Genomic DNA, 21609 nt, shown 5'->3' on the forward strand with positions numbered 1-21609 from the left:
AAAATGGACCAAAATCAGAAAAAATGGAAACGTCATTATATATTGCGGACGTTGATCTTGAGCGGTTTTGTGCTCTTGCTGGCGGAGATGATTTTTACAGGGAGGCTGAGCCAGTATCTGGCTCCTCGGCTGCACATGCTGATCTATGTTACGCTGGGCATCCTGATCATCTTGACGATCGCGAGCATCCGCCAGGTCATCATCGGCCAAAGCGATTATGATTGTGACTGCGACGCTCATAAAATCCCCCGGTCCCCCTGGACTTCGCTGATCGTATACGGGCTTTTCTGTCTCCCTTTGGCGATGGGCATATTCATGCCGGACAAAACGCTCGGAAGTGCAATGGCAGAAAATCTAGGTGTGAACCTGTTGAGCAATGACGTCCGAAAACTGGCACAAGTGAATGCTTCGGTGCCTAAGGTAGAGTCACAGGGGGAGGATGTCAAGCAAAATGCAAGCCCGGAAGGCGGGGAACAGCTAGAGGAAGAAGCCAGGAAGCAAGAAGAGCCGTCAGATACAACCGAAGAGCCTGCGAAGTCCGTTCCACTCGAAGATGCGCAAATCAGGCAACTTTTTGCTGAAAGCGATTTTGGTGATTTTTACACAGACATTGCGGTATTTTTGTATAAGCAGCCTGTGATCAAGCTGGATGACAAGGTATTTTTGGACGGTCTGACAACAATGGAGCTGTATGCCAAGGAATTTGCGGGCAAGGAAATCGAGACCATGGGCTTTGTCTACCACCAATCCGATTTTTCGGAAGAACAGTTCGTCGTGGCCCGTTTTTCAGTCTCCTGCTGTACAGCAGACGCCAGTGTGTTCGGAATTCTGGTGGAAGACAAACAAGCCAAAAACTATCCCATCGACAGCTGGGTCAAGGTTCGCGGGAAGCTGGAGCTGAGGAATGCAAACGGCTACGATATGCTGGTGCTGAAGGCAACGCAGGTAGAGCCTGTAGATGCACCGAAGGATCCGTACGTGTACTACAGCTTCGAGGCGCCGCAAGGGAGCGAATAGAAAAAAGAGCGTCCGAGGGCGCTCTTTTTTATTTTTTCAACAAGTGATGGCGTACGGCGTATGCAGCCAGTTGCACCCGGTTCGCCAATTGCAGCTTGTCCAAAATGTTTTTGATGTGATTTTTTACCGTGTTCTCGGCAATCACGAGTGCATCGCTGATCTCCCGGTTCGTCCTGCCAGCACCGACGTACATGACGATCTCGCGTTCACGCGGTGTCAGCACATCTGGCTTCAGCTCATCTCCCAGCTCTTCCTGGCGAAAATGATGAAACAATCGGGTCGCCATCTCGCGCGAGGGGAGACTGTCTTCGCACAATAATGCATGCAGATAGTTGATCCAGTCGTCAGGCTCGAGGTTTTTCAGGAGGTAGCCCTGGGCGCCGAACTGGATCGCCGTGATCAAGTCGCCGACATCATCGGAGACGCTGAGAATCACCACTTTGATATGGGGGTACGCTTTTTTGACCTCGCGTGTCGCTTCCAGCCCGCTCCATTTCGGCATATTGATATCCATCAGGACGAGATCGGGCTGCAGCTCGCCGCAAAGCTGAAAAGCATCTTCACCGTTGACAGCTTCGCCTACGACCTCGAACGAAGGGTCCGGGTCGAGCAAACTGCGAATCGCCAACCGCGCCATGGGGTGATCGTCAGCGATAATGACTCGATAGGGGTTCATCTGTTTTCGCCTCCTTTTTGGGAGATCAGGCTAATCACCGTTCCGCCGCCCTCCCGCTGTTTGATTTCCAAAATGGCGTCCAGTTGACGGGCGCGTTCACGCATCATGGACAGTCCGTATTTTTTGGACCTTTTTGAATCAGCGGAGATCCCGATGCCGTCATCTTCGATCGTCAGCAGCCAGCTGCGCGAATCTTGCGTAACAAGCGAAATCCGGGTGTGACGGGCCTGTGCGTGCTTGCGAATGTTGGCAAATGCCTCCTGGATGACGCCAAACACCTGGACCTCCTGGGCAGGTGAGAAAAAATTGTCGCTGACCTCTATCTCATGTACGATATCTACGCCCGAGAGCGCACTCCACTGGGCCAGCCAGTTTTCCAGACGCTGCTCCAGACTGCCTTCCTCCGGGAGCGAGCGCAGATTGAAAATGGCTTGTCTGACGTGATTGTCAATCGCCGACACGGCTATGCGCGCATCGTCCAAATGTCCTTGCTTCAGTTTGACGTTGAGAAAAAAGAGAGACTGCGCGATGCCGTCATGCAGCTCGCGGGCCAGCCGCTCCCGTTCCTCGTAGACAGCGCGACGCGCCTGCTCCTCGACAAGCCGAGCATTCATCCTCTCAATCGTTCGGAACATCCAGTTGGCGAACAAAAAAGAGAGAACCAACGTGAGGATCGTGATGTATACATTGCCGTCCTCCATGGAGAGATAGGGCAGCAGGAAGTCATGGCGGATGAATTCAAAACCTCCGATGATGATCGCAGGGAGAAGAGCGGTCAACCAGTAAAGCGTGCGGTAAGTCATTGCTTTCTTCCTTCCTTGTCCAATGGCAATCAAGACTAGTATACCGAACTGTACCTTTCGATGATATACTCAGATAAGATCAGAGAATAGCGAGATGGTGGTGGAGGATAACATGAAACAGGTAGCCAGGGCTTTAACGATAGCAGGCTCAGATAGTGGAGGCGGCGCCGGGATTCAGGCGGATCTGAAAACCTTTCATCAGTTCGGCGCATACGGAATGAGTGCGATCACCGCGATTACGGTTCAAAGCACCCTTGGGGTGTTTGGGGTATACCCGATGACGGCAGAAGCTGTTGCCCAACAGATCCATGAGGTGCTTCGCGATATTGGGGCGGATGCGGCCAAGACGGGAATGCTCTTTGATGCAGCAATCATCAGGGCTGTGGCGGATGAACTGCGTCCGTACGACAAGCTCAAATTGGTTGTGGACCCTGTCATGATCGCAAAAGGCGGGGCAAAGCTGCTCCAGGATGATGCGATTGAAGCGCTGACCACAGGATTGCTGCCTCTCGCGGAGGTCGTTACCCCGAATGTACCGGAAGCGGAGTGCTTGACGGGTATGCAGATTCGCAATGCGGAGCAGATGCGCGAAGCGGCCAAGGCGATTCACGCGTTGGGCGTGCGCAACGTCATGATGAAGGGCGGGCATCTGGAAGGCGACGAAGTACGGGACATCCTGTACGATGGACAAGCTTTTCACGAAATCGTCCACGAGCGCATCCATACCCGGCACACGCATGGGACGGGTTGTACGTTCTCGGCTGCGTTGACGGCAGAACTGGCCAAAGGCACGCCGCTGATTGAGGCGGTGGAGAAGGCGAACCGCTTTATTTTCGAAGCGATTAAGACAGCACCTGAACTGGGCGGGGGCCACGGTCCAACCAACCACTGGGCTGTTATCGAATAAAGGAAGAATATGAAAAGCCCGGCGCGAAGCCGGGCATTTTCTATTTGATCTTGATGCGAAAACCTTCTGTCAGCCGAGTTGGATAGCTGTAAAGCGTGAAGCTGTATTCCGAAGGCATGCCATAAGAAGTAAGCCGTTTAAACAGATGACCGTAAAGCTGTATGTTTTTTGATGAATAGTCACTGGAAGAGGTGCTTTGCAGCAGGTCATATTCATTTCCCAGATCATCTGTCAGCTCGCTGAGCAAAGACACATATCGCGAGTGGTCGATCTCATCTACCATTAGCGAAAGGTCCATTCCCACGACATCGTCCCGTTGGCGCAAGGCGTCCAGGCGAAGGCGTTCATCCGGTATCTTCGTGAATTCACCTGTCCGGGCATCTATCGTCACAGTCAGCTTGTCCTTATCCAGCGCGCGGATCCCTTTCGCCTGCAGCATCAGTTGTTCGAATTTGGTAAAGTAGATGCTCTCCAGATGGTAAATGACCACATCGTCGCCTTCGCGGGAATAAGGCAAGCCATTTCCCCAAAAGGCGTAGGTAGCTCCCTTTTCATCTGCCAGCTCCAATTGGTCGAATTCAAAAATATGCTTCGTATTGGTGGGATCAAAGCGGATCCTTACCTCTGTTTGCGTCGGATAGGCGGTGATGCTTTCAACCGTGAAGCGTTGGCTGTCGACATGCACCTCTTGGTTTACCTCATAGGAGAAAGGCTGATGTACAGCAAACTTCGCCTTGTCGATGGCAAACACCACGTTTACCGGAGTATCTTGTTCTTCGCCATCGATGGATATCGTGGCGCGAAGCTGCAGGAAGTCCGGCACTTCCCCTCTTTCTTCGAACGTAAAATCGATCCGATTTTTGGTGGTCTGTCCCGGTTCCAAATTGTGACTCCACGATGCGCCGCCTAGTCCCCACGGATTCCCCGCAGTGTCCAGCAGCTCCACTTTATGCAAGGAGAGGACCTGGTCGGAGCGATCCTGCGAGAGCGTATAAAAAATCAGCATGCGCCGTTCATCCATCAGCACTTCGTCCACACTGAAGCGGATGGCTCCTTGCTGGACGCTTTCTCCGATGTTTTGCACCATACTATGCTCTGCTGCACGCTGCAGTCCTTTGTCCTCGCGAATCAGCTCCACCAGCTTTTCCATCCCCGGAATATGACTCACATAGGCAGCGACAACGGGAGACAAGCGGATGGAAAAAAACAGTCCCACGACCAATAAACAAGCAGCCAAGCTGGTCCCGTAGCGCTGCCAGCGCTTCCGTCTCGCCTGCAATCGCTTTGCTTTGTCTACTCCTTTTCGGATGTAATGGTCCAGTTCAGCAGGCAGTACAACCGCTTGCATGCGTTCTTTTTCCTCATTCAATGACTGTTCGATCTTATCTTCATGTTGCATGAGCGTTCACCAGCCCCTCCCCAAGTCGTGACGCAATGCGCCGAGTGCTTTATGCAGCCAGGTTTTGATCGTCCCTTCCGGATGGCCGAGCAGGGAAGCAATTTCGCGTATCGTCAGATCTTCAAAATACTTCAGAATGATGACATGCCGCTGAATCGGGGAGAGCCGCTCCATGGCAGCCTGCAGCAAGATTCGTTCATCTGTATGCTCTGCCTGCGGGTCTATGCGCTCCCGGTCGGTCTCTTCCAAAATCCAGCGCTTTCTTCGTTTTTGCTCATCTATGCACAAGTGGATCAAAAGCCGTGTCAGCCAAGTTGAAAAATAGGCCGGCTCCTTTACCGCAGACAGTTTGAGATAAGCGCGACAAGTCGCTTCCTGTATGGCTTCCAATGCATCTGTTTCCGTGCGCAAAAAGGCATACGCCACGCGATACATCCGCTCCTTGTGCATGAGGATAAGCTGGTAAAAAGCCTGATCGTCCCCCTTTTGGGCCTCACGGACAAGCTGTTCCAGATTCACGTTCACCCCTCCTACAATCATTAGACTCCCGAAGAGCCAAAACGGTTTTGCCGAACCTTCTCCTTCTTTTTTGCTTACTGTATAACAACGAAAGAAAAAAGGATGGAATGAACGGTATGTGGACGAGATGGGTTACGATTCACCAATCCTACGGTCTGCCTCGGGTCGCACAGGATTGTCGGCAATTTTTGGAATTGAAGGGCATTCACGTCAAGGTGGTCGCCAAACGAACCAAAAGAAACGGGCACGTCTATTCGCTTCGCGTCCCGTCCTCCCAGCTAGACCAGGCCAAGAAATGGCTTCACCTTTTTAAGCAAACAATGTAGGAAAAGCCCATGCCATCTACACACCAGCGCTGACTAGAAGCTAGCGGGACATACTAGAGCAAAGGGGGGAGAGTATGGCGACTACAGTGCAGGAAGCGCCAGGCAGAAGCAAATCCGGTCTTTTTATCCCTGACTATGTCTTTGTCGAGCCCCACGCTCTTGATTATCCGCTGGGGGAAGAACTGTACCAGCGTTTTCAGCGGGAAGGAATCCCGATTCAGATGACAACCAGCCACAACCAGGTCCGGGGGATCCCGGGAGAGACGGATGCGGAGAAATACCGCAATGCCAAGCGCACGCTGGTGATCGGGGTACGCAAAACCTTGAAGTTCGAGACCTCAAAGCCTTCTGCTGAATATGCCATTCCGCTTGCTACTGGATGTGTGGGCCACTGCCACTACTGTTATCTGAATACAAACGTCGGCTCCAAGCCGTATATCCGAATCTACGTCAACACCGATGAGATCTTCGCGCAGGCGAAAACCTACATCGAGGAGCGGGCGGGAGAAATCACCCGTTTTGAGGCTGCTTGTACATCGGACCCGGTCAGCATCGAGCATATCACCGGGAATTTGAAGCGGGCGATTGAGTTTATGGGGGAGCAGGAGTGGGGCAGGCTGCGCTTTGTCACCAAATTCCACCATGTAGACTCCCTTCTCGACGCCAGGCACAACGGGCATACGCGCTTTCGTTTCAGCATGAACGCAGATTATGTGATCAAGAACTTCGAGCCGGGAACCTCGAGTTTCAGCGAAAGACTGGAGGCTGCGGGAAAAGTGGCGAAAGCCGGCTATCCGCTTGGGTTCATTTTGGCCCCGTTGTATTGGTTTGAGGGCTGGGAAGCAGGGTATACGGATCTATTGGAGAGGCTGCGCGAACAGCTTGTCCCGGAGGCGATGGAAGACTTGACTTTTGAACTGATTCAGCACCGTTTCACCAAGATCGCAAAAAGCTTGATTTTGCAGCGGTATCCCAAGACAAAGCTGGAAATGAACGAAGAAGAGCGAAAATACAAATGGGGAAAGTACGGAAAAGGAAAATACGTCTATCCCGACGTGAAGGCAAAAGCGCTGCAGGCTCATTTGGAAAAGGAAATCTCCAGATTGTTTCCACAGGCGCGCATCGAATATTTTACGTAAACAATAAAGCGCTTACAAGCTGCTCGAGGCATCGGGCAGTTTTTGCCGTTCCCAAGAACCGATTCGTTTCGACAAACCCGCGGCGGACATGCTACAATATGATTTGCTCTCATTTTCGTGAAAGGAAGACCCAACCCCTATGAAGTCGATTTTGATTACCGTGGAGGGACCAATTGGAATTGGAAAAACCTCTCTCGCACGGGAACTGAACCGGGCCTACGAATTGCAGCTTCTGGAAGAAATTGTGTACGAAAATCCATTTTTAGGAAAATTCTACGAGAATATTTCCGAGTGGAGCTTCCAGTTGGAAATGTTTTTTCTTTGCAATCGGTACAAGCAGTTGCAGGATATTCATACCAAGTATTTGCAGCAGGGCATTTCGGTCGTTTCCGACTACAATATTTTTAAAAATACGATTTTTTCCAAACGAACGCTTGATCGCGACAATCTGAACAAGTATCTGAAGATCTACGATATTTTGACGGAGGATCTGCCGCAAGCTCATCTAGTCATTTATTTGACAGCATCGATCGATACGGTGATGAAGCGAATCGCCTTGCGCGACCGCGATATCGAACGCAATATGGACATCACGTACATGGAAAATCTGATTGCTGACTACGAAGAATTCATGCAGGAATTCGAAAAGCAGCACCCCAATACTCCTGTGATCAAATTGAATTGCGATCATTTGGATTTCGTACATAGCCCGGGAGATTTGCAGCATGTCTTGGACACGGTAGATCCCATCCTCCAAAAGCTGCTGGCAAAATAAAAGGAAGAAAGAAAACTAAGGAGTTGCGTACATGTCAAGGTTTCATAGCAGTCCACTTCGCGAAAAATACGGAATCCCTGCCAACGCGGTGATTACCATCGGCGGAACAGTCGGTGTGGGGAAATCCACGTTTACACATGCATTGGCAGAACAGCTGGGGTTTCGCGTCTCGATTGAAAAAGTGGACAATAACCCGTATTTGGGACGATATTACGAAGATTTGGCTCGCTGGGGCTTTCATTTGCAGATCTTCTTTTTAGCGGAACGCTTCAAAGAGCAGAAGCGGATGTTTGAATACGGAGGCGGTTTTGTACAGGATCGCTCCATCTATGAGGATACTGGCATTTTCGCACGCATGCTGTACGAGCAGGGAAACATGACCGAGGAGGATTACCGCACTTATACCGAGCTGTTCGAGGCGATGGTGATGACCCCGTACTTCCCGCATCCGGACATCCTGATCTATCTGGAAGGCAGCTTTGACGACATAGTGGAGCGCGTGAAGGAACGAGGACGCCCGATGGAGCAGCAGACACCGATCGAGTACTGGAAGGATTTGTATGAGCGCTACGAGAAGTGGATCAGTTCTTTTGCCGCTTGCCCGATCTTGCGCATCAACATCAACGAGTACGATGCCGTGCATGAGCCGAACTCGATGGAGAGCATCATTGAGCGTGTCGCACAGAAAATCCAGATCGGCCGTTCCACCAGATTGGAAAAGCGGTAAAAATTCGGCGTGTCTACTGACACTTTTCGGCAGGTAAGAGCCCAACGAACAAACCCCTCTATGGTATAATAGGAACATCTTGGTATCAAAAAAGGAGCTCAGACATGGCAGAAGAATGGTTTGAACGCAGCTTTCGCGAAGATTATGTGCTGGTGTACCGGCACCGTGATGATTCGGCAGCAGATGAGGAAATCGCCAATTTGCTCGAACGACTGCCGATCAAGGCGACAGGAAAAGTGCTTGATCTTTGCTGTGGAAGCGGCCGACATTCGCGTGCACTGGCTCGTCGGGGATACGAAGTCGTTGGAGTCGATTTATCGCCTGTCCTATTGAAGCTGGCGGAAGAGCAAAATCACTATCCAAAGCTCCGTTTTGCCCGCTGTGACATGCGAGAAATCCCGTTTCGCGAGGAATTTGACATCGTCGTCAATCTCTTCACCAGCTTTGGTTACTTCACTTCGGATGAGGAGAATGCGAAAGTCGTCCAAAACATGGCCCAAGCGTTAAAACAGGGCGGTGAATTAATCCTGGATTACCTCAATCCCGCTTTTGTCAAAGATCATCTGGTCCCGCATTCCACCAAGGAAGTAGAGGACTTGCTCATCGAGGAGAAACGCTGGATTGAGGATGGATTTGTGAAAAAGCGGATTTCAATCAAAGACGATTCGTCTCATGAGCCGCGGGAGTATATGGAGCAGGTTCGCCTGTTCAGCGTGGAGCAGATGATGGCGATGCTGGAACAGGCAGGATTTGGACAGATTCAGGTATTTGGCAATTATGTCTTCGAGCCCTATGTCGCTCCTGACTCCCCGCGCATGATCTTCTATGCAGTGAAGATGTAAATGGGTTGCGGATAAGCGTGACTAACAGCAGTCTCCCCTGAATATGATGGTGTTACTACCGTTCATCGGGTCTACGAGGGGGAGTTTGTGATGAGCAGACTGTCGGTCGAGCAGGTTAAGCTGTATCTCGGGAAGGTGCCAGGCTGGAGGTTGGTGGAAGATCGGATGGCGTTGTCCCGGACGTATGAATGTTCTGATTTTGCTTCTGCCATGCGGCTTGTCAATCGGGTTGCCGAAATGTTGGAACATGACAGTCAGCATGTGGAGATTCGCATCAACGCCAACCTGGTCACCTTTGTCCTTGCGACGAGGGAAGCGAGGGGTCTGACAGGCAAGGATTTTGCCCTGGCACAGACCATCACCAAAGTCGGTTGACAAAAACGCAGGGCATATTGCTGGAAAGCCGCATTCGCGAGACGAGGCGGCTTTTCGCATTCCGGGCGTAGCATCTGGAAAAGCCATCTGCTATGATTGGCTGTAAGTGTACAGCTTTGATGGCTGTAGTCAATTCGGAGGGATTATCATGGACATCCAGCAGCATGAGCAATTGCTCAAAATCTTGACAGAGGAATACGCGAATAAAGTGCTTACAGTCTCCTACACTCAGTGGGATGCGGAGGGGGAGGATGAGGAAGAGACCCAGTTCCGTGCAACTCTGGCTTCGGCTACGCTTACGAACAACGAGTTTACAGAAAAAGATCTGCTGCTGGTCTTCGCCGCTGAAGACGGGGAGCATATCGAGATCCTGATGGAAATTCCCAGCGAGGAAGCAGACCTGGCAGCAAACGAAGCAGGCCGCCTCTCCATCTTCGGGACGGAAGCCGAGCTCGTGCTCGAATCATGAGATCCGCTCGCACTTCCCGTTACATCGGCACTCCGGAGCCGATGATGCATCATGAAAGGTATCATTGTGAAAAGTATATAAAACGAAACAAAGCCTCGCTGATCCGGGCGGGTCGTTATCTGGTAGATACAAAAGCATTGCTCGCCCTGTTTCATCTGGACTGCGGCCATTGCCGGCAGGTGCACCGGGAAACCTGCTGCGAAGGGGGGCAGCCTTACGCAGTGGATGATTGGCAGGTCACGCTGCTGGAACAGGAATTGCCTGCGATCGCAAGCTATGCGCAGGATGCCCGAGTGCGACAGAGAATGACAGCAAAAGACGTCTGGGACCAGAACGCCGGTACCATCCGCATGCAGCACGGAAACTGCCTGTTCTATCAGGAATTGGCCGCCGGAAGCTACGGATGCGCCATCCATGCGTATGCGGAGCAGACGGGACGAGAGCTGGAACCATTGAAGCCCTTTAGCTGTCAGCTATACCCGCTCGATTTAATCGAGACGGATCAAGGAATCCTGGTGACAGCAGTGACCCCGGAGACATCCTCTTTTTCGCGCTGGGGCACGGATTATTTGGACCATTTTTATTGCGCTAGCCCGGAACGCAGAAAACAGGCTGTCCACCTCGATGAACAGCTTTTTTCTCTGAGCGGCTATCGCCCAGCTTACCTGTGGAATTTGGCCTTGCTTCGGTATGTGCTGCAAGACGAAGCAGATAGGATCGAGGCACTTTTGCAGGAGATGGCACAACAGCGTGCGGCAAGCACGTGCTAACAACATACAGCTTGATCTAGGAAAGAAGGAGTCACTGTGATGAAAGGGAAAACAACACAAGAATCGCGCACGATCCAGGCTTCCCTGGTGCAGCCCTCAGATACCAATTACCACGGCACCATCTTCGGCGGAACGATGATGGCCTATGTTGATGAAGTAGCCGCTATCGCCGCGATGCGCCATTCACGGCGTCCAGTCGTGACGGCGTCGATCGATTCCATCGATTTTCTCGCCCCGGTAAAGATGGGGCAGTCGATCTGCCTGGAGGCATATGTATCGTCAACTGGCAAAACGTCTATGGAAATATTTGTAAAAGTGGTAGCTGAAAATTTGCGGACGGGTGAGCGGGTGCTGACGGCGACGTCGTTCCTTACATTCGTCGCTCTGGATGAAGACGGGAATCCCACCGAGGTTCCGCCGTTGATTCCGGAAACTGAAACGGAAAAATACCTGTTGGATACCGCAGAAGAACGCAAAAAAATGCGCAAGGAGCGCAAGCAGAACACGCAAGCCTTCATCGATAAGCTGACGATTAAAAAAACGATTTGAGCAAACAGCTCCAACAAGTGATGGTAAAAGGGGGAGAGGCGTATGAAGTACCGCCGTCTTGGAAAAACCGAAATGAATGTTTCCGTCGTAGGAGTCGGGACATGGCAGTTTGGCGGCGAATGGGGAATGGATTTTACGCAGGCCGAAGTAGATCAGATTTTACATAAGGCGAAGGAGCTGGGAATTAATCTGATCGATACGGCGGAATGCTACGGCGATCATCTGTCGGAGCGCCTGATCGGTGATTACCTGAAGCGAGACCGGCGAGAAGACTGGATCGTCGCGACGAAATTCGGACATCATTTCCACGACCGCTTTACAAGAACCAATGAGTACGGAGCGGATGAGGTTTTGGCGCAGCTCGACCGATCCTTGAAAGCACTGCAAACGGATTATATCGACCTGTATCAATTCCATTCCGGTCCTGATGAAGCGTTTGACAACGACGCGCTGTGGACGATGCTGGACAAACAGGTGAGCGCAGGGAAAATTCGACATCTTGGCCTGTCCATTGCGAAGAACGACAACCTGCACCAAACGTCCTCCGCTTCGCAAGTAAATGCCAAAACCATTCAGGTCGTGTACAATCGATTGGATCGCAAGCCGGAAGAAGCGGTATTTGCTTCTTGCGAGGAGCAGGATCTCGGTGTATTGGCGCGCGTACCGTTGGCGAGCGGATATTTGAGCGGAAAGTACAAGCCGGGTGCTGTATTTGCGGGTAACGACGTCCGCCATCGCCACGATCCCGAGCATGTCAAGAACCTCCTGCAGCAGGTGGAGGAGATCCAGCGGACAGAAGTTCCGGAAGGCGTAGACATGGCGCAATGGGCCCTGGCTTGGTGCCTCAACCATCCGGCAGTGACGGCGGTAATCCCGGGCAGCAAGAGCCCGGCGCAGGTCGAAGCCAATGCAAAAGCGGCCCTGCTCGTGCGTGATGATCATCCGCAGGCAAGACCGCTGTAGGCAGAACTAATCGAGAAAACGCGCTCGCATCGCAGGGGTGGGCAAAAAGCATTGTTCGCTTTTGCCGAACCAGCGGTAGCGATTGCGGGCAATCCATAGATAGACCGGATCGCGAAGAAAACGGGGGATGGCTAGCCCAAGCAAACTGAGGGCGCGCCATCCCCCGCCCAGTTTTTTTCCGACCTGCAAGGCAGCATCAGATTTGGTATAGAGTGTATTTCCATCAAAAAAGACGACGGATTGCAGACGATTTTCCGCATAACCGTGAGCGGCAAGCAATTGCTTGGCTATATCGGATTGCAGGGATGCAAAGAAGATGTCCTGATCGCGATTATGCCGCAGCACAAACTGCACGGCAGAGTGGCACATGTGACAAACGCCGTCAAATAACAGGATCGAGTCGGGTTGATGTGGCATGTCGAACCCTCCACATGGAATAGGAATCAATGCTCTTTTGCTTATCATATCAAAGCGGGGAGCTTTTTCCTATGCCTCGTCTATGATCCGGGCCAATTTCCCCTGCCAGATCAGGCGTTCAGCCATGACCAGGTCAGGATGCATTTCGCGGTCTTGGTGTAGCCGCGGGATGCTGCTTCGAATGTGCGCATAGGCTTTGGCAGTGCCTTGCCCAAGTTTGCCAGTCCCGAATTCGAGGGCTTGCGCTGCAGCCAAATATTCGATCGCGAGAACTTTGGCCGTGTTGGCTACGATGGTCCGCAGCTTGCGCGCTGCAGTCGTTCCCATGCTGACGTGATCCTCCTGATTGGCGGAAGAGGGGATCGAGTCGACGGAAGCAGGATGGCAGAGCACTTTGTTTTCGGAGACGATGGAGGCGGCGACGTATTGGGTGATCATGAAGCCAGAGTGCAAACCGCCATTTTCCGTCAAAAAGCCGGGCAATCCACTTAATTGCGGATTAACCAATCGCTCTGTACGCCGTTCCGAGATATTAGCCAGCTCCGCTATCGCGATTGCCAGAAAATCAGCTGCCAAGGCCATCGGCTGACCGTGAAAATTGCCCCCGGAAATGACATCTCCCGTATCGGGGAACAGGATCGGATTGTCTGTCACGCTGTTGCATTCGCGCTCGACGGTCTTCCATACGTATTCCAGGGTGTCTCTGGTGGCACCGTGCACTTGTGGAACGCACCGCAGGCTGTAGGCGTCCTGGACACGCAGCTCTCCCGGCTCGGTGGTCCGTTCGCTGCCCTGGAGATGGAGCAGCAGCCGACGTGCGGACTCCTGTTGGCCGGGATGAGGACGAACAGCGTGCAATTGCGGATCATACGCTTTGGGAATCCCGTGCAAAGCTTCCACCGTCATCGCGGCGATTACCTCTGCGCTCTCCATCACGATGCGGGCTTCATGCAAAGAAAGGCAGAGCAGGGCGGTCATCGCCTGCGTTCCATTGATCAGGGCAATCCCTTCCTTGGCCTGCAAGCGTATTGGCAAAAGACCTGCTGCACGCAAGGCTTCATGGCCGGGAAGGCGTTGGCCGTTTACTTCCGCTTCCCCCTTGCCGAGCATGACGAGGACCATATGAGCCAAAGGTGCCAGGTCGCCGCTTGCACCCAACGATCCCTGCTGGGGAATGACCGGATGAACGCCGCGATTGCACATTTCCATGAGCAGAAGAAGCGTTTCCTCGCGAATTCCGGAGTAGCCTTTTACCAACGCGTTGATTCGCAGAGCCATCATGGCACGGACCACTTCGACCGGGTATGGCTCTCCCATGCCGCATGCGTGACTCATGATGAGATTTTCCTGGAGCTGGCTTACTTCCTCACCTGTGACCATCACATCGGAAAACTTGCCAAAGCCCGTCGTAATGCCGTAGACGATTTGGTTTTTCTTCACCATCTCATCCACCATCTTGCGTGATTTGCGGACATTGGAGAGCGCGGCTTCCGGGATTGCAATCAGACTCTTCCCATAAGCGACGGAGACTACCTGTTCGAGGAACAGGCTATTCCCATCCAGATTCACAACGGTTTTATCAGACTTCATGATTTTCCTCCTTTAGCAGAGCAGAGGACGAAAAAAGGAAGAGGGGCAGGATCATTGTGATCCTGGCCCCTCTTCCTTGGGTTGTATAGGCATATGACAAAACGAGATAGGCAGTTTGCCCCGCATTCGTATTTCCCCGCTTTCGTCCTCTATTCACATGTTTGGAAATGTTTGCGCTTTCCATTATTCTACCTGATTCATGCGTTCAGTCAAGAGGGGGGTGGCACGGCACCTGCACCTGTTTGCGAAAAACGGGCTTAGTCAAATTGGCGAATATGGGCAAGTGTCGTTTCTTGAGCGGGATAAACGTCATACCATGTACTGTGTCAGTTCTCCCGAAAGGACGTGTGAGTATCTTTGGAAAAACGACGTAAAGTGCCACCCGCGCCACCCCGGCGTCCAAAAGAAATGCCCATGCCCAAACCGCCTTCGTCGAGTATGCCGTTTCCATCTCCCAACAGACCGTCACCGTCGATGCCTTCGCCTAATGTGTCTCCAAAAGAATCGCCGATGCGTCCGTCTCCGAACATGCCATCCCCCAATATTCCAAGGCATAAGGCGCCACATATGCCTACCCGTCCGATGCCGCAAAGACCGATTATTCCGGCACCGAATCGCCCTATGCCGAAGCCAATGAATCCAATGCCTCCAAATCGGATGCCTGTAAGGCCGATGCCTCCGAATCTGCGGCCATCCAATCCAATGCCCCCGAATCGGATGCCTGCGAATCCAATGCCTCCGAATCGGATGCCGGCGAACCCCATGCTGCCGAATCGCAGGCCGTCCAGTCCCAACATGCCGAACCGGATGCCATCCAGCCCCAATTCACCTCACTATATGTCGCCAAATGCTTCACCCAACAAAAGAGCGCCCGAATCACATGGAAGACGCGGTGGAGATTACGAGCTTTACTTCTTCAAATTGCATTTTCACAAGGACCGGATGGACTACTATCACCGAAAATGCGAGGAGCACCGCGAGAATCGGCGCAAGTACGGGGAATACCGCAAGCTCTACAAGCACCACAAGCGCAGAATGAGTCATTATCACGAGCGTTGTCAGATGTATGAAGGAAGCAGCTCTTCCATGGATCGCAGGCATTCTTCTTCGGGTCACTCATCCGGACATAGCTGCGAATGTGGCTGCCGCTGCTAATCAAGGAAAAAAGGCGTGCGTAAACGGTCGACCCGTTCACACGCCTTTTTCCATTCACTTCCTTCACAACGCTTCGCCCTTGAATCCACGCTTTTCCAGATTTCGCCGCAGCGTCAGCAATGCGTCATCCTTATTTTTGCATTCCAGCATGACATCGAGATCGTAATCGGACAAAGCCGTCATGTAGGAGAGAAATTCTTCTGGATCAATATTGTCGGCGTGAGCCCGAAAATCATCCTCTGATTTGGGGGAGGAGACATGAATTTTCGGGGTCCTGTTCCCCCAGGTAGCGATGATTCGCGGCAGATATTCCACCCAATCCTCGCCATTGGACAGGCACTTGTGGTGATGAATATCGAGCACCATGGGAACACCGATTCTTTCACAAAGCTCCAGCACTTCGACCATGGTAAAAGACACATCATCATTTTCCACGACCAACCGCCTCTTTACTTCTGTGGGGAGTTGCTCAAAATTTGCTGCGAAGCGATCAAGTGCAGCGCTTCGATCCTCATACACACCACCGACATGTGTCACCAATACTGAGTTGTCATCGAGCCCCAACAGATCGAATACCCGCGCATGATAACGGAAATCGTCGATTGTAGATTGGAGTACGGAGGGCTTGTCCGTATTCAGGATGCTGTAGTGTCCGGAATGTGCCGTGACACGAATCTTGTGCTTGCGAATATACTCGCCAGCCTTTCGAAAATCCCAGGCAAACTCTTCAGCCCAGTTCCAATCTGCCGTGACAGGATGGGTCGCCAAGGGAACGAATTCAGAAGGCAAGCGATATAAGAAAATCTGATGCTCGACATTGTACGCCAACAAGTCCATCAGGTTGAAAAAGTTGGTCTGCATCACTTGCCGCAGCTTTTTGAGCCGGGCGGCAGGTTCCAGCTTGTTTATCTGCGCGACGGTTGTTTTTTTGTTGGGGTTGTTCTTGTTCTTTACGCTGATGCAGGCATAGCCCAGTCGAATCATGGTGCCCACTCCTTTGCAACATCGTAGTCCTAGTATTCCCAAAACCGTAGTTCGACCCCGTATGAAAAGTTCCCAGCGTAGAGATACTATCAGGGATTTATTTCTGTCAGTACAAGAACCAAGGGTAAGTCCTCAGGAGGTATTGAACATGGAGCATGTATTAGCGCAACAGTATCGGGATGGACTGATAGCGTTCGGCGAGATGCTGCCAGAGGCTCTGCAAGCCTACAATCAATTTACAAGCCAGTGCTTTGCTTCGGGGGTATTGTCGGTCAAGGAAAAGCATTTGCAGGCTCTGGCCATTTCCTTGTTTGCTGGCAACGAACACTGCATCGTCTATCACCTGGAGGCTGCACTGGGAGAAGGCATTACCGAGAAGGAGATTGCAGAAACAGTGGCAGTCGCAGGGGCTTTCGGCGGCGGTACGACACTCGCTCACGGTGTGGTTTTGATTCAGGAAGTCCTGCGCGAAAAGCAGGACAACATGCAGTAGCATCATGAAACAAAGCTCTGGGACCAGCAGGAGCTTTGTATTTATTTTGCCGAGAAAAAATGAAGGAATATTCAAATTGACGACACTTGACACTTGTTCAAGGCAGATAATAGAATTGCTTGCTGCCAAAATGACAGGTATACTCATAATTATTAGATATTATGGACGAATCGATAAATAGAGTGGGGGTACATGATGGTCATTGATGTGAAGAACGTCGAATGGAAGCGGGATGAGACGACCATCTTGCGCGATGTCACCTGGCGGGTCGAGGAATCGCAGCACTGGTGTATAGTCGGGTTGAACGGTTCGGGGAAAACCAGCCTGCTCCAGATCCTCTGCGGATACACCTGGCCAACACGGGGGGAGGTACATGTCCTGGGAAACCGGTACGGTGAAGTGGATGTGCGGGAAGTGCGAAAATCGATCGGCTGGGTAAGTACGGCTCTGATCGCACAGATGCATGACCACGAGACGGCTTTTCGGGTAGTTCTGAGCGGCAGGGAAGCGACAATTGGGCTCTATACGACACCGAGTGATGAGGATCTTGCCAAAGCATCGGAGCTGTTGGATACCTTCGGCTGCTCCAAGCTGAAAAATCGCCCGTTTCGCGCGCTGTCCCAAGGCGAGCGGCAAAAGGTCCTGATCGCACGAGCATTGATGGCTTCGCCGCGCCTGCTGATTCTGGACGAGCCGTGTACGGGCCTCGACTTGTTGTCCCGTGAGCAATTGCTGGCGATGATCGAGCAGATCGCAAGCCAGCCTGACGGACCAACGCTGTTGTACGTGACGCATCATATTGAAGAAATACTTCCCTGCTTTACGCACACGCTTCTGATCAAGGATGGGGCCGTAGCAGCGGCGGCCAAGACGACAGAGGTTTTGACCCCTGATGTCCTGACGACCTTTTTCGGCGTGCCGGTGGATATTCGCCAATCCCAGGGGCGCTCCTGGATCAGCATCGGAGAAGAAGCCGTCATCCGCTAATACGTGTCACAACATCACGAAACCAAATGTTTGTGTATACTATCAGTAAGCAACTTTTATCTGGGAGGAGAGGAGAGATGGAGGCATGACGAATGTGACTGCACCTATAGCTGACTCCACCTGGGCGATTATTACCTACGAGGAGGCCTGGCAGGGTTACATTAACAGTTATGTAGTCAAACAAGGTGATTCTTTTGTGCTGATCGATTCCCAACTTCGCAAGCATCGGAAGTATTTTCAGCAAGCGCTGGAGGGGATCGGGGCGATACCCGGAAAAATCGAGAATGTCTATTTTACACATCGAAGTGCGGACCATATCGGGAATGCCGATCTGTTTCCTTCCCGCAACAACTGGATTCATCTGGATGATTATTATGAGCTGGACGATTTTTCCCAGACCTTGTTCGGTCACACGTTTACTGGGAGCGGGGGAGAGCTTTCGTCCTTGAAGTTTCGGCAACTCTCTTTTTATACGGAGGGCTCAGTGGCGTTTTATGATCCGAAGACAAAAGTGTGTTTTGTCGGCGATCATCTGAGCTTCAGAGAGGCACCTTTGGGAGATATTGTGGGAAAAGAACCGGAAGTCCGCACGGCTTATCACAAGCAGATTCAGATATGGGCACAGCAGGAACCTGAGCGCGCGCGCGAATATGCAGAAGGGCTGGAGATCCTGCTGGAATGGCCAATCGATTATCTGGCTACGGGTCACGGTCCGATCCTCAGTGGGGAGATCACACCGTTCTTGCAAAGCTTGATCGAGGCTGCCAGGCAGTCGTAACGATATCCGAATGAATCAAAAAACACCGCAAAGCCTCTGTAATCGGCTTTTGCGGTGTTTTCCTTTTTGTGGAAAGAACTAGCTTGCCTGGGTAGACGCCTTCTGCCATTCCTCCAGCCGTTTTTCCAGCTCAGCCCGGTTCAGGTGCAAGAGATGGGACGATTTGCCCATTAACTGACGCAAATGTGCAAGCGCGTGCTCGTAATTTCCTTTCGCGGCCTCGATCTCGGCGAGACAGAACAGCCGCCAATCTCGTGCCGAGCGCTTCCCGGAGATCAATTTAAACGCTTCCTGCGCGCTTTCCACTTCGCCAAGTCTTGCGTGGGCGCAAGCGATAACGGCCAGCGAATCGGTCATGCCCTGGTCGCGCTGGTAGACGCGGAAGGCCACTTCCAACGCTTCGCTATAGCGTCCGGACGAATAGTACACGATCGCCAGGTTGTAAAACAGATAGTGAATCATCGCCTGGTTAAAGAGAGAGGGACGTTCCTTGCAGACGTTCAATCCCTGTACAATATATTTTTCTGCCAGCTCGTAATTGCCGATCAGGATTTCATAGGTCGATTTATCCAGCATCGCTACGGAGCGGGCGCGATTCTTGCGGTAAGAGACATCCAGCCAACGCAATCGCTGCTCGGTGCGGCTCTTGAACAGATGGGAGATATATTGATAGCGGAAGGGCCAGTGAAGTCGCGCAAACATGACCAATAGGACGACCGCCAATCCCGCGATTGTTGAAGTCAGATTCAGGTTTAAATATTCCATGTGCGGTGACACCCTTTCTTCCTGCTACGTTTACCTGTTCATCTTAGCACAGAACCCGGTTGCGCGACAGAGAATTACCGCTATTTTGTCAGGCTCAGTGTGCCGATCGGTCGATGGTCTTCAAGCCTCTGCGACTTGATGAGGCTGTTCGATACGGTGTAAAGCGTATCGCCGATGGTCAGAATGCGTCTGATGTTTTTTTCGCTGTCATACCAGTCATGGCCGGCTTTTAGGGAATCTTCGGCTGTCAGGTGGGTAATGGTGCTGTCCAGGACGAAGCCTTCCTGCAAATTGAGACGGTATACATAGGCGCCTTGGAAGGAGAAGCGGCCGTAATCTTGTATCCTGCGATTTGCCTTTTCCTCGCTGCTAAGAGAATAAACGGTTACGGGAAAAGCGAGAAGTTCCTTCTCCTTGGAGAAAAGCAAGGCTTTGTGGTTGCTCAACAGCTCCGAATCGGTTCCGCGATCGCCAATGACCGTCTTGAACTTCTCGATTGGATTGGCTACATCTGTCACGTCAAACAAAGCGATTTTCATGCCTTGATAATAGGCGATGTCTTTTTCTGCCTCCGCTTCCTTGCCAAAGCCGATCAGGTGATTTTCGTCATACGGATGGAGATAATCGCTGTAGCCTGGAATTTTCAAAGCCCCCAGAACACGTGGTGCATCCGGTTTTTTGACATCGATTACGAACAGGGGATCGACAGTCTTGAATGTTACCATGTACGCGCGGTCTCCGATGAAGCGGGCCGAGTAGATTTTTTCCCCTGGAGCGATTCCTTCCAGTTTTCCGTGGATTTTCAGGTCCTTGTCGAGAACGTACAGATTGTTTTTAGAGGTTCCTTCATCTGTGCGCCAGATGCTGCCGCTCGTCGTTGCGATGCGCAAATAACCGTCATGTTCGTCGATGGAAAACTGATTCAGAACATTACCAGGAACAGAGCCCTTTCCTGTAAATTTCAATGAGCCGTCTTTTAACTTGAAACGGTACAAGGTCGTATTCACGGATTCGTCTAGGGGAACCGGACTGGACTCTATAGATGGCATATTCCGCTTCGGAGCCTCGTTTTTGTATTCGGTTACGGCGACATAGAGATTTTCTGGAGAGGCGTACATATTTTCACCGCCGCCCAGATAGGAGTGTACGGTCATCTTCTGGTTGGGATTATCCAAATCGACTCCTGCCACCATCAGATAATTGGGTGCCAGGCTTTCCGGGAAATAATGAATGTCACTATACGGAAGCTTTTGGGGTTCTGCTTGTTTGTCGGGAGCTTGATCGCGGTACATCGGAGCAGGATCGCCTTGGTCCTCCATGATCTGGAAGGTATTGATGCGATGATTGGCGACGAGATACAGATTGCTTCCGATTTTGCGGGATGACAAATAGCTTCCTTCCATCTCTAGCTCGCGTGTCAGCTTTGGTTTTTGTTTATCTGTAATGTCATAGACCTGGGCTTTTAGCATTTCTACATGCAGATTGTGATAGCCAGGAGCGATTTTTACCTTTTTGGCGGAATCGTTTTTCTTTATGGCAAGCGTCTCAAAAGACTGTCCGATTACGACCAGCCTGTTTTCATCCACGTACAATTCCAATGGTTCAAACGTTCCCTCCGTATAGCTCAAGCGGCTTGCCAGCTGCATCTTGCCGGCCGGATCAGCTTGCACAATCCGGATCTCGTTTGAAGTGGCTTGATAGATGTACTTTCCGTCCGTCTTGACCACATCAGCTTCGTCAACGCCTTGGACCTGGACATTGGTTGTCGAGTAGTCAGCGGCAGCAGATTCTGCGACATTGGCAACTGCCGGAGCTGACTGCGGTTCGGCGCTGCCGGCTACCGGCGCGGACTCCATTGCGACGGTGGTTTTGTACATCAGCTTTTGCTGCTGGAGATCCTTTTCCAACAGCTTTTTCAAGTTTTCATACGAGCCGACGACAGGCAATCCATCCTTTTCGATGTAGGCTGCCTCCACCTCTCTGTCGGCGCTGTCAGAGCTATCCGCGCTGTCCGCACTTCCCGCTACCGCAAAGGCTGTTGTCGTCAGAACAAGGGCTGATGCAATGAACCAGACCCAACTTCTTTTTTTCATGCTGATCCCCCTTTTTCTCTATCTGCTAAGAATTTCCTTATACTTATCACATAAGACGGCAGCCGCGATCAAATGTTTCACACTCGGAGGA

At 51.8% G+C, this 21609-nt stretch carries 25 protein-coding genes; 15 read left to right on the forward strand and 10 right to left on the reverse strand.

The window, feature by feature from the left end:
* Positions 1 to 3 precede the first annotated feature (3 nt).
* The gene (locus EDM58_RS02380) at positions 4 to 1017 is read left to right on the forward strand and encodes a TIGR03943 family putative permease subunit (RefSeq protein WP_122911893.1); all 1014 of its coding nucleotides are present in this window, start codon (positions 4 to 6) and stop codon (positions 1015 to 1017) included.
* A 28-nt stretch (positions 1018 to 1045) separates the two neighbouring features.
* Here the strand turns inward: EDM58_RS02380 and EDM58_RS02385 are convergent, their stop codons facing one another.
* Entirely contained in the window at positions 1046 to 1693 is a 648-nt protein-coding gene (locus EDM58_RS02385) for a response regulator (RefSeq protein WP_122911894.1), read from the reverse strand.
* Complete coding sequence (locus tag EDM58_RS02390) at positions 1690 to 2496, reverse strand: sensor histidine kinase (protein ID WP_122911895.1); 807 nt, start codon at positions 2494 to 2496, stop codon at positions 1690 to 1692. The genes EDM58_RS02385 and EDM58_RS02390 overlap by 4 nt, the downstream gene beginning before the upstream one ends.
* A 112-nt stretch (positions 2497 to 2608) precedes the next feature.
* On the opposite strand from EDM58_RS02390, the gene thiD reads away from it, so the two are divergent.
* Entirely contained in the window at positions 2609 to 3403 is a 795-nt protein-coding gene (gene thiD / locus EDM58_RS02395) for a bifunctional hydroxymethylpyrimidine kinase/phosphomethylpyrimidine kinase (protein WP_122911896.1), read from the forward strand.
* A gap of 40 nt (positions 3404 to 3443) precedes the next feature.
* Here thiD and EDM58_RS02400 read toward each other — a convergent pair whose 3' ends face one another.
* Positions 3444 to 4802 carry a DUF4179 domain-containing protein gene (locus EDM58_RS02400; RefSeq protein WP_246000490.1) on the reverse strand — a complete coding sequence of 453 codons (1359 nt, stop codon included), beginning with the start codon at positions 4800 to 4802 and terminating at the stop codon, positions 3444 to 3446.
* Positions 4803 to 4808: 6 nt separating this feature from the next.
* The gene (locus EDM58_RS02405) at positions 4809 to 5321 is read right to left on the reverse strand and encodes a sigma-70 family RNA polymerase sigma factor (protein WP_122911897.1); all 513 of its coding nucleotides are present in this window, start codon (positions 5319 to 5321) and stop codon (positions 4809 to 4811) included.
* 116 nt (positions 5322 to 5437) lie between these two features.
* Here EDM58_RS02405 and EDM58_RS02410 point away from each other — a divergent pair, with 116 nt between their 5' ends.
* The 10 genes from EDM58_RS02410 to EDM58_RS02455 all read left to right on the forward strand — a co-directional run bounded on the left by EDM58_RS02410 (position 5438) and on the right by EDM58_RS02455 (position 12256).
* A complete protein-coding gene (locus EDM58_RS02410) occupies positions 5438 to 5647 on the forward strand; it encodes a hypothetical protein (RefSeq protein ID WP_122911898.1) in 210 nt (69 codons plus the stop codon).
* 74 nt (positions 5648 to 5721) lie between these two features.
* Positions 5722 to 6786 (forward strand): spore photoproduct lyase, encoded by a 1065-nt coding sequence (gene splB, locus EDM58_RS02415; RefSeq protein WP_122911899.1) that lies wholly within the window; start codon positions 5722 to 5724, stop codon positions 6784 to 6786.
* A 139-nt stretch (positions 6787 to 6925) separates the two neighbouring features.
* A complete protein-coding gene (locus EDM58_RS02420; protein WP_122911900.1) occupies positions 6926 to 7561 on the forward strand; it encodes a deoxynucleoside kinase in 636 nt (211 codons plus the stop codon).
* A gap of 31 nt (positions 7562 to 7592) precedes the next feature.
* Positions 7593 to 8288 (forward strand): deoxynucleoside kinase, encoded by a 696-nt coding sequence (locus EDM58_RS02425; protein WP_122911901.1) that lies wholly within the window; start codon positions 7593 to 7595, stop codon positions 8286 to 8288.
* Between the two features lie 104 nt (positions 8289 to 8392).
* A complete protein-coding gene (locus tag EDM58_RS02430) occupies positions 8393 to 9130 on the forward strand; it encodes a class I SAM-dependent methyltransferase (RefSeq protein WP_122911902.1) in 738 nt (245 codons plus the stop codon).
* A gap of 90 nt (positions 9131 to 9220) precedes the next feature.
* On the forward strand, positions 9221 to 9505 hold the full coding sequence (locus EDM58_RS02435; RefSeq protein ID WP_122911903.1) for a 4a-hydroxytetrahydrobiopterin dehydratase: 285 nt from the start codon (positions 9221 to 9223) through the stop codon (positions 9503 to 9505).
* Positions 9506 to 9653: 148 nt separating this feature from the next.
* A complete protein-coding gene (locus tag EDM58_RS02440; RefSeq protein ID WP_122911904.1) occupies positions 9654 to 9974 on the forward strand; it encodes a hypothetical protein in 321 nt (106 codons plus the stop codon).
* A complete protein-coding gene (locus EDM58_RS02445; RefSeq protein ID WP_122911905.1) occupies positions 9971 to 10744 on the forward strand; it encodes a DUF3109 family protein in 774 nt (257 codons plus the stop codon). Before EDM58_RS02440 ends, EDM58_RS02445 begins: the two co-directional genes overlap by 4 nt.
* A 39-nt stretch (positions 10745 to 10783) precedes the next feature.
* Positions 10784 to 11293: an acyl-CoA thioesterase gene (locus EDM58_RS02450; RefSeq protein ID WP_023554708.1), complete on the forward strand. Its 510-nt coding sequence runs from the start codon at positions 10784 to 10786 to the stop codon at positions 11291 to 11293.
* Between the two features lie 42 nt (positions 11294 to 11335).
* Complete coding sequence (locus EDM58_RS02455; protein WP_122911906.1) at positions 11336 to 12256, forward strand: aldo/keto reductase; 921 nt, start codon at positions 11336 to 11338, stop codon at positions 12254 to 12256.
* Positions 12257 to 12262: 6 nt separating this feature from the next.
* Here the strand turns inward: EDM58_RS02455 and EDM58_RS02460 are convergent, their stop codons facing one another.
* The 4 genes from EDM58_RS02460 to uvsE all read right to left on the reverse strand — a co-directional run bounded on the left by EDM58_RS02460 (position 12263) and on the right by uvsE (position 16402).
* On the reverse strand, positions 12263 to 12673 hold the full coding sequence (locus EDM58_RS02460; RefSeq protein WP_183187382.1) for a thiol-disulfide oxidoreductase DCC family protein: 411 nt from the start codon (positions 12671 to 12673) through the stop codon (positions 12263 to 12265).
* 69 nt (positions 12674 to 12742) lie between these two features.
* Positions 12743 to 14263 carry a histidine ammonia-lyase gene (hutH, locus tag EDM58_RS02465; RefSeq protein WP_122911908.1) on the reverse strand — a complete coding sequence of 507 codons (1521 nt, stop codon included), beginning with the start codon at positions 14261 to 14263 and terminating at the stop codon, positions 12743 to 12745.
* Between the two features lie 326 nt (positions 14264 to 14589).
* On the reverse strand, positions 14590 to 15087 hold the full coding sequence (locus EDM58_RS26110; RefSeq protein WP_246000491.1) for a hypothetical protein: 498 nt from the start codon (positions 15085 to 15087) through the stop codon (positions 14590 to 14592).
* Between the two features lie 394 nt (positions 15088 to 15481).
* Positions 15482 to 16402, reverse strand: a complete 921-nt coding sequence (uvsE, locus tag EDM58_RS02490) for a UV DNA damage repair endonuclease UvsE (RefSeq protein ID WP_122911911.1) — start codon at positions 16400 to 16402, stop codon at positions 15482 to 15484.
* 148 nt (positions 16403 to 16550) lie between these two features.
* Between uvsE and EDM58_RS02495 the strand changes: the two genes are divergently transcribed.
* The 3 genes from EDM58_RS02495 to EDM58_RS02505 all read left to right on the forward strand — a co-directional run bounded on the left by EDM58_RS02495 (position 16551) and on the right by EDM58_RS02505 (position 18660).
* On the forward strand, positions 16551 to 16895 hold the full coding sequence (locus tag EDM58_RS02495) for a carboxymuconolactone decarboxylase family protein (RefSeq protein WP_122911912.1): 345 nt from the start codon (positions 16551 to 16553) through the stop codon (positions 16893 to 16895).
* A gap of 195 nt (positions 16896 to 17090) precedes the next feature.
* Positions 17091 to 17882: an ABC transporter ATP-binding protein gene (locus EDM58_RS02500; protein WP_122911913.1), complete on the forward strand. Its 792-nt coding sequence runs from the start codon at positions 17091 to 17093 to the stop codon at positions 17880 to 17882.
* Between the two features lie 85 nt (positions 17883 to 17967).
* Complete coding sequence (locus tag EDM58_RS02505) at positions 17968 to 18660, forward strand: MBL fold metallo-hydrolase (protein ID WP_122911914.1); 693 nt, start codon at positions 17968 to 17970, stop codon at positions 18658 to 18660.
* 78 nt (positions 18661 to 18738) lie between these two features.
* Here EDM58_RS02505 and EDM58_RS02510 read toward each other — a convergent pair whose 3' ends face one another.
* Both EDM58_RS02510 and EDM58_RS02515 read right to left on the reverse strand, forming a co-directional pair.
* Entirely contained in the window at positions 18739 to 19425 is a 687-nt protein-coding gene (locus EDM58_RS02510) for a tetratricopeptide repeat protein (protein WP_122911915.1), read from the reverse strand.
* Between the two features lie 80 nt (positions 19426 to 19505).
* Positions 19506 to 21518 (reverse strand): beta-propeller domain-containing protein, encoded by a 2013-nt coding sequence (locus tag EDM58_RS02515; protein WP_122911916.1) that lies wholly within the window; start codon positions 21516 to 21518, stop codon positions 19506 to 19508.
* Between the last annotated feature and the right edge of the window lie 91 nt (positions 21519 to 21609).

Origin of the sequence: Brevibacillus panacihumi (genome assembly GCF_003710985.1) — a bacterium.
GTDB lineage: Bacteria > Bacillota > Bacilli > Brevibacillales > Brevibacillaceae > Brevibacillus > Brevibacillus panacihumi.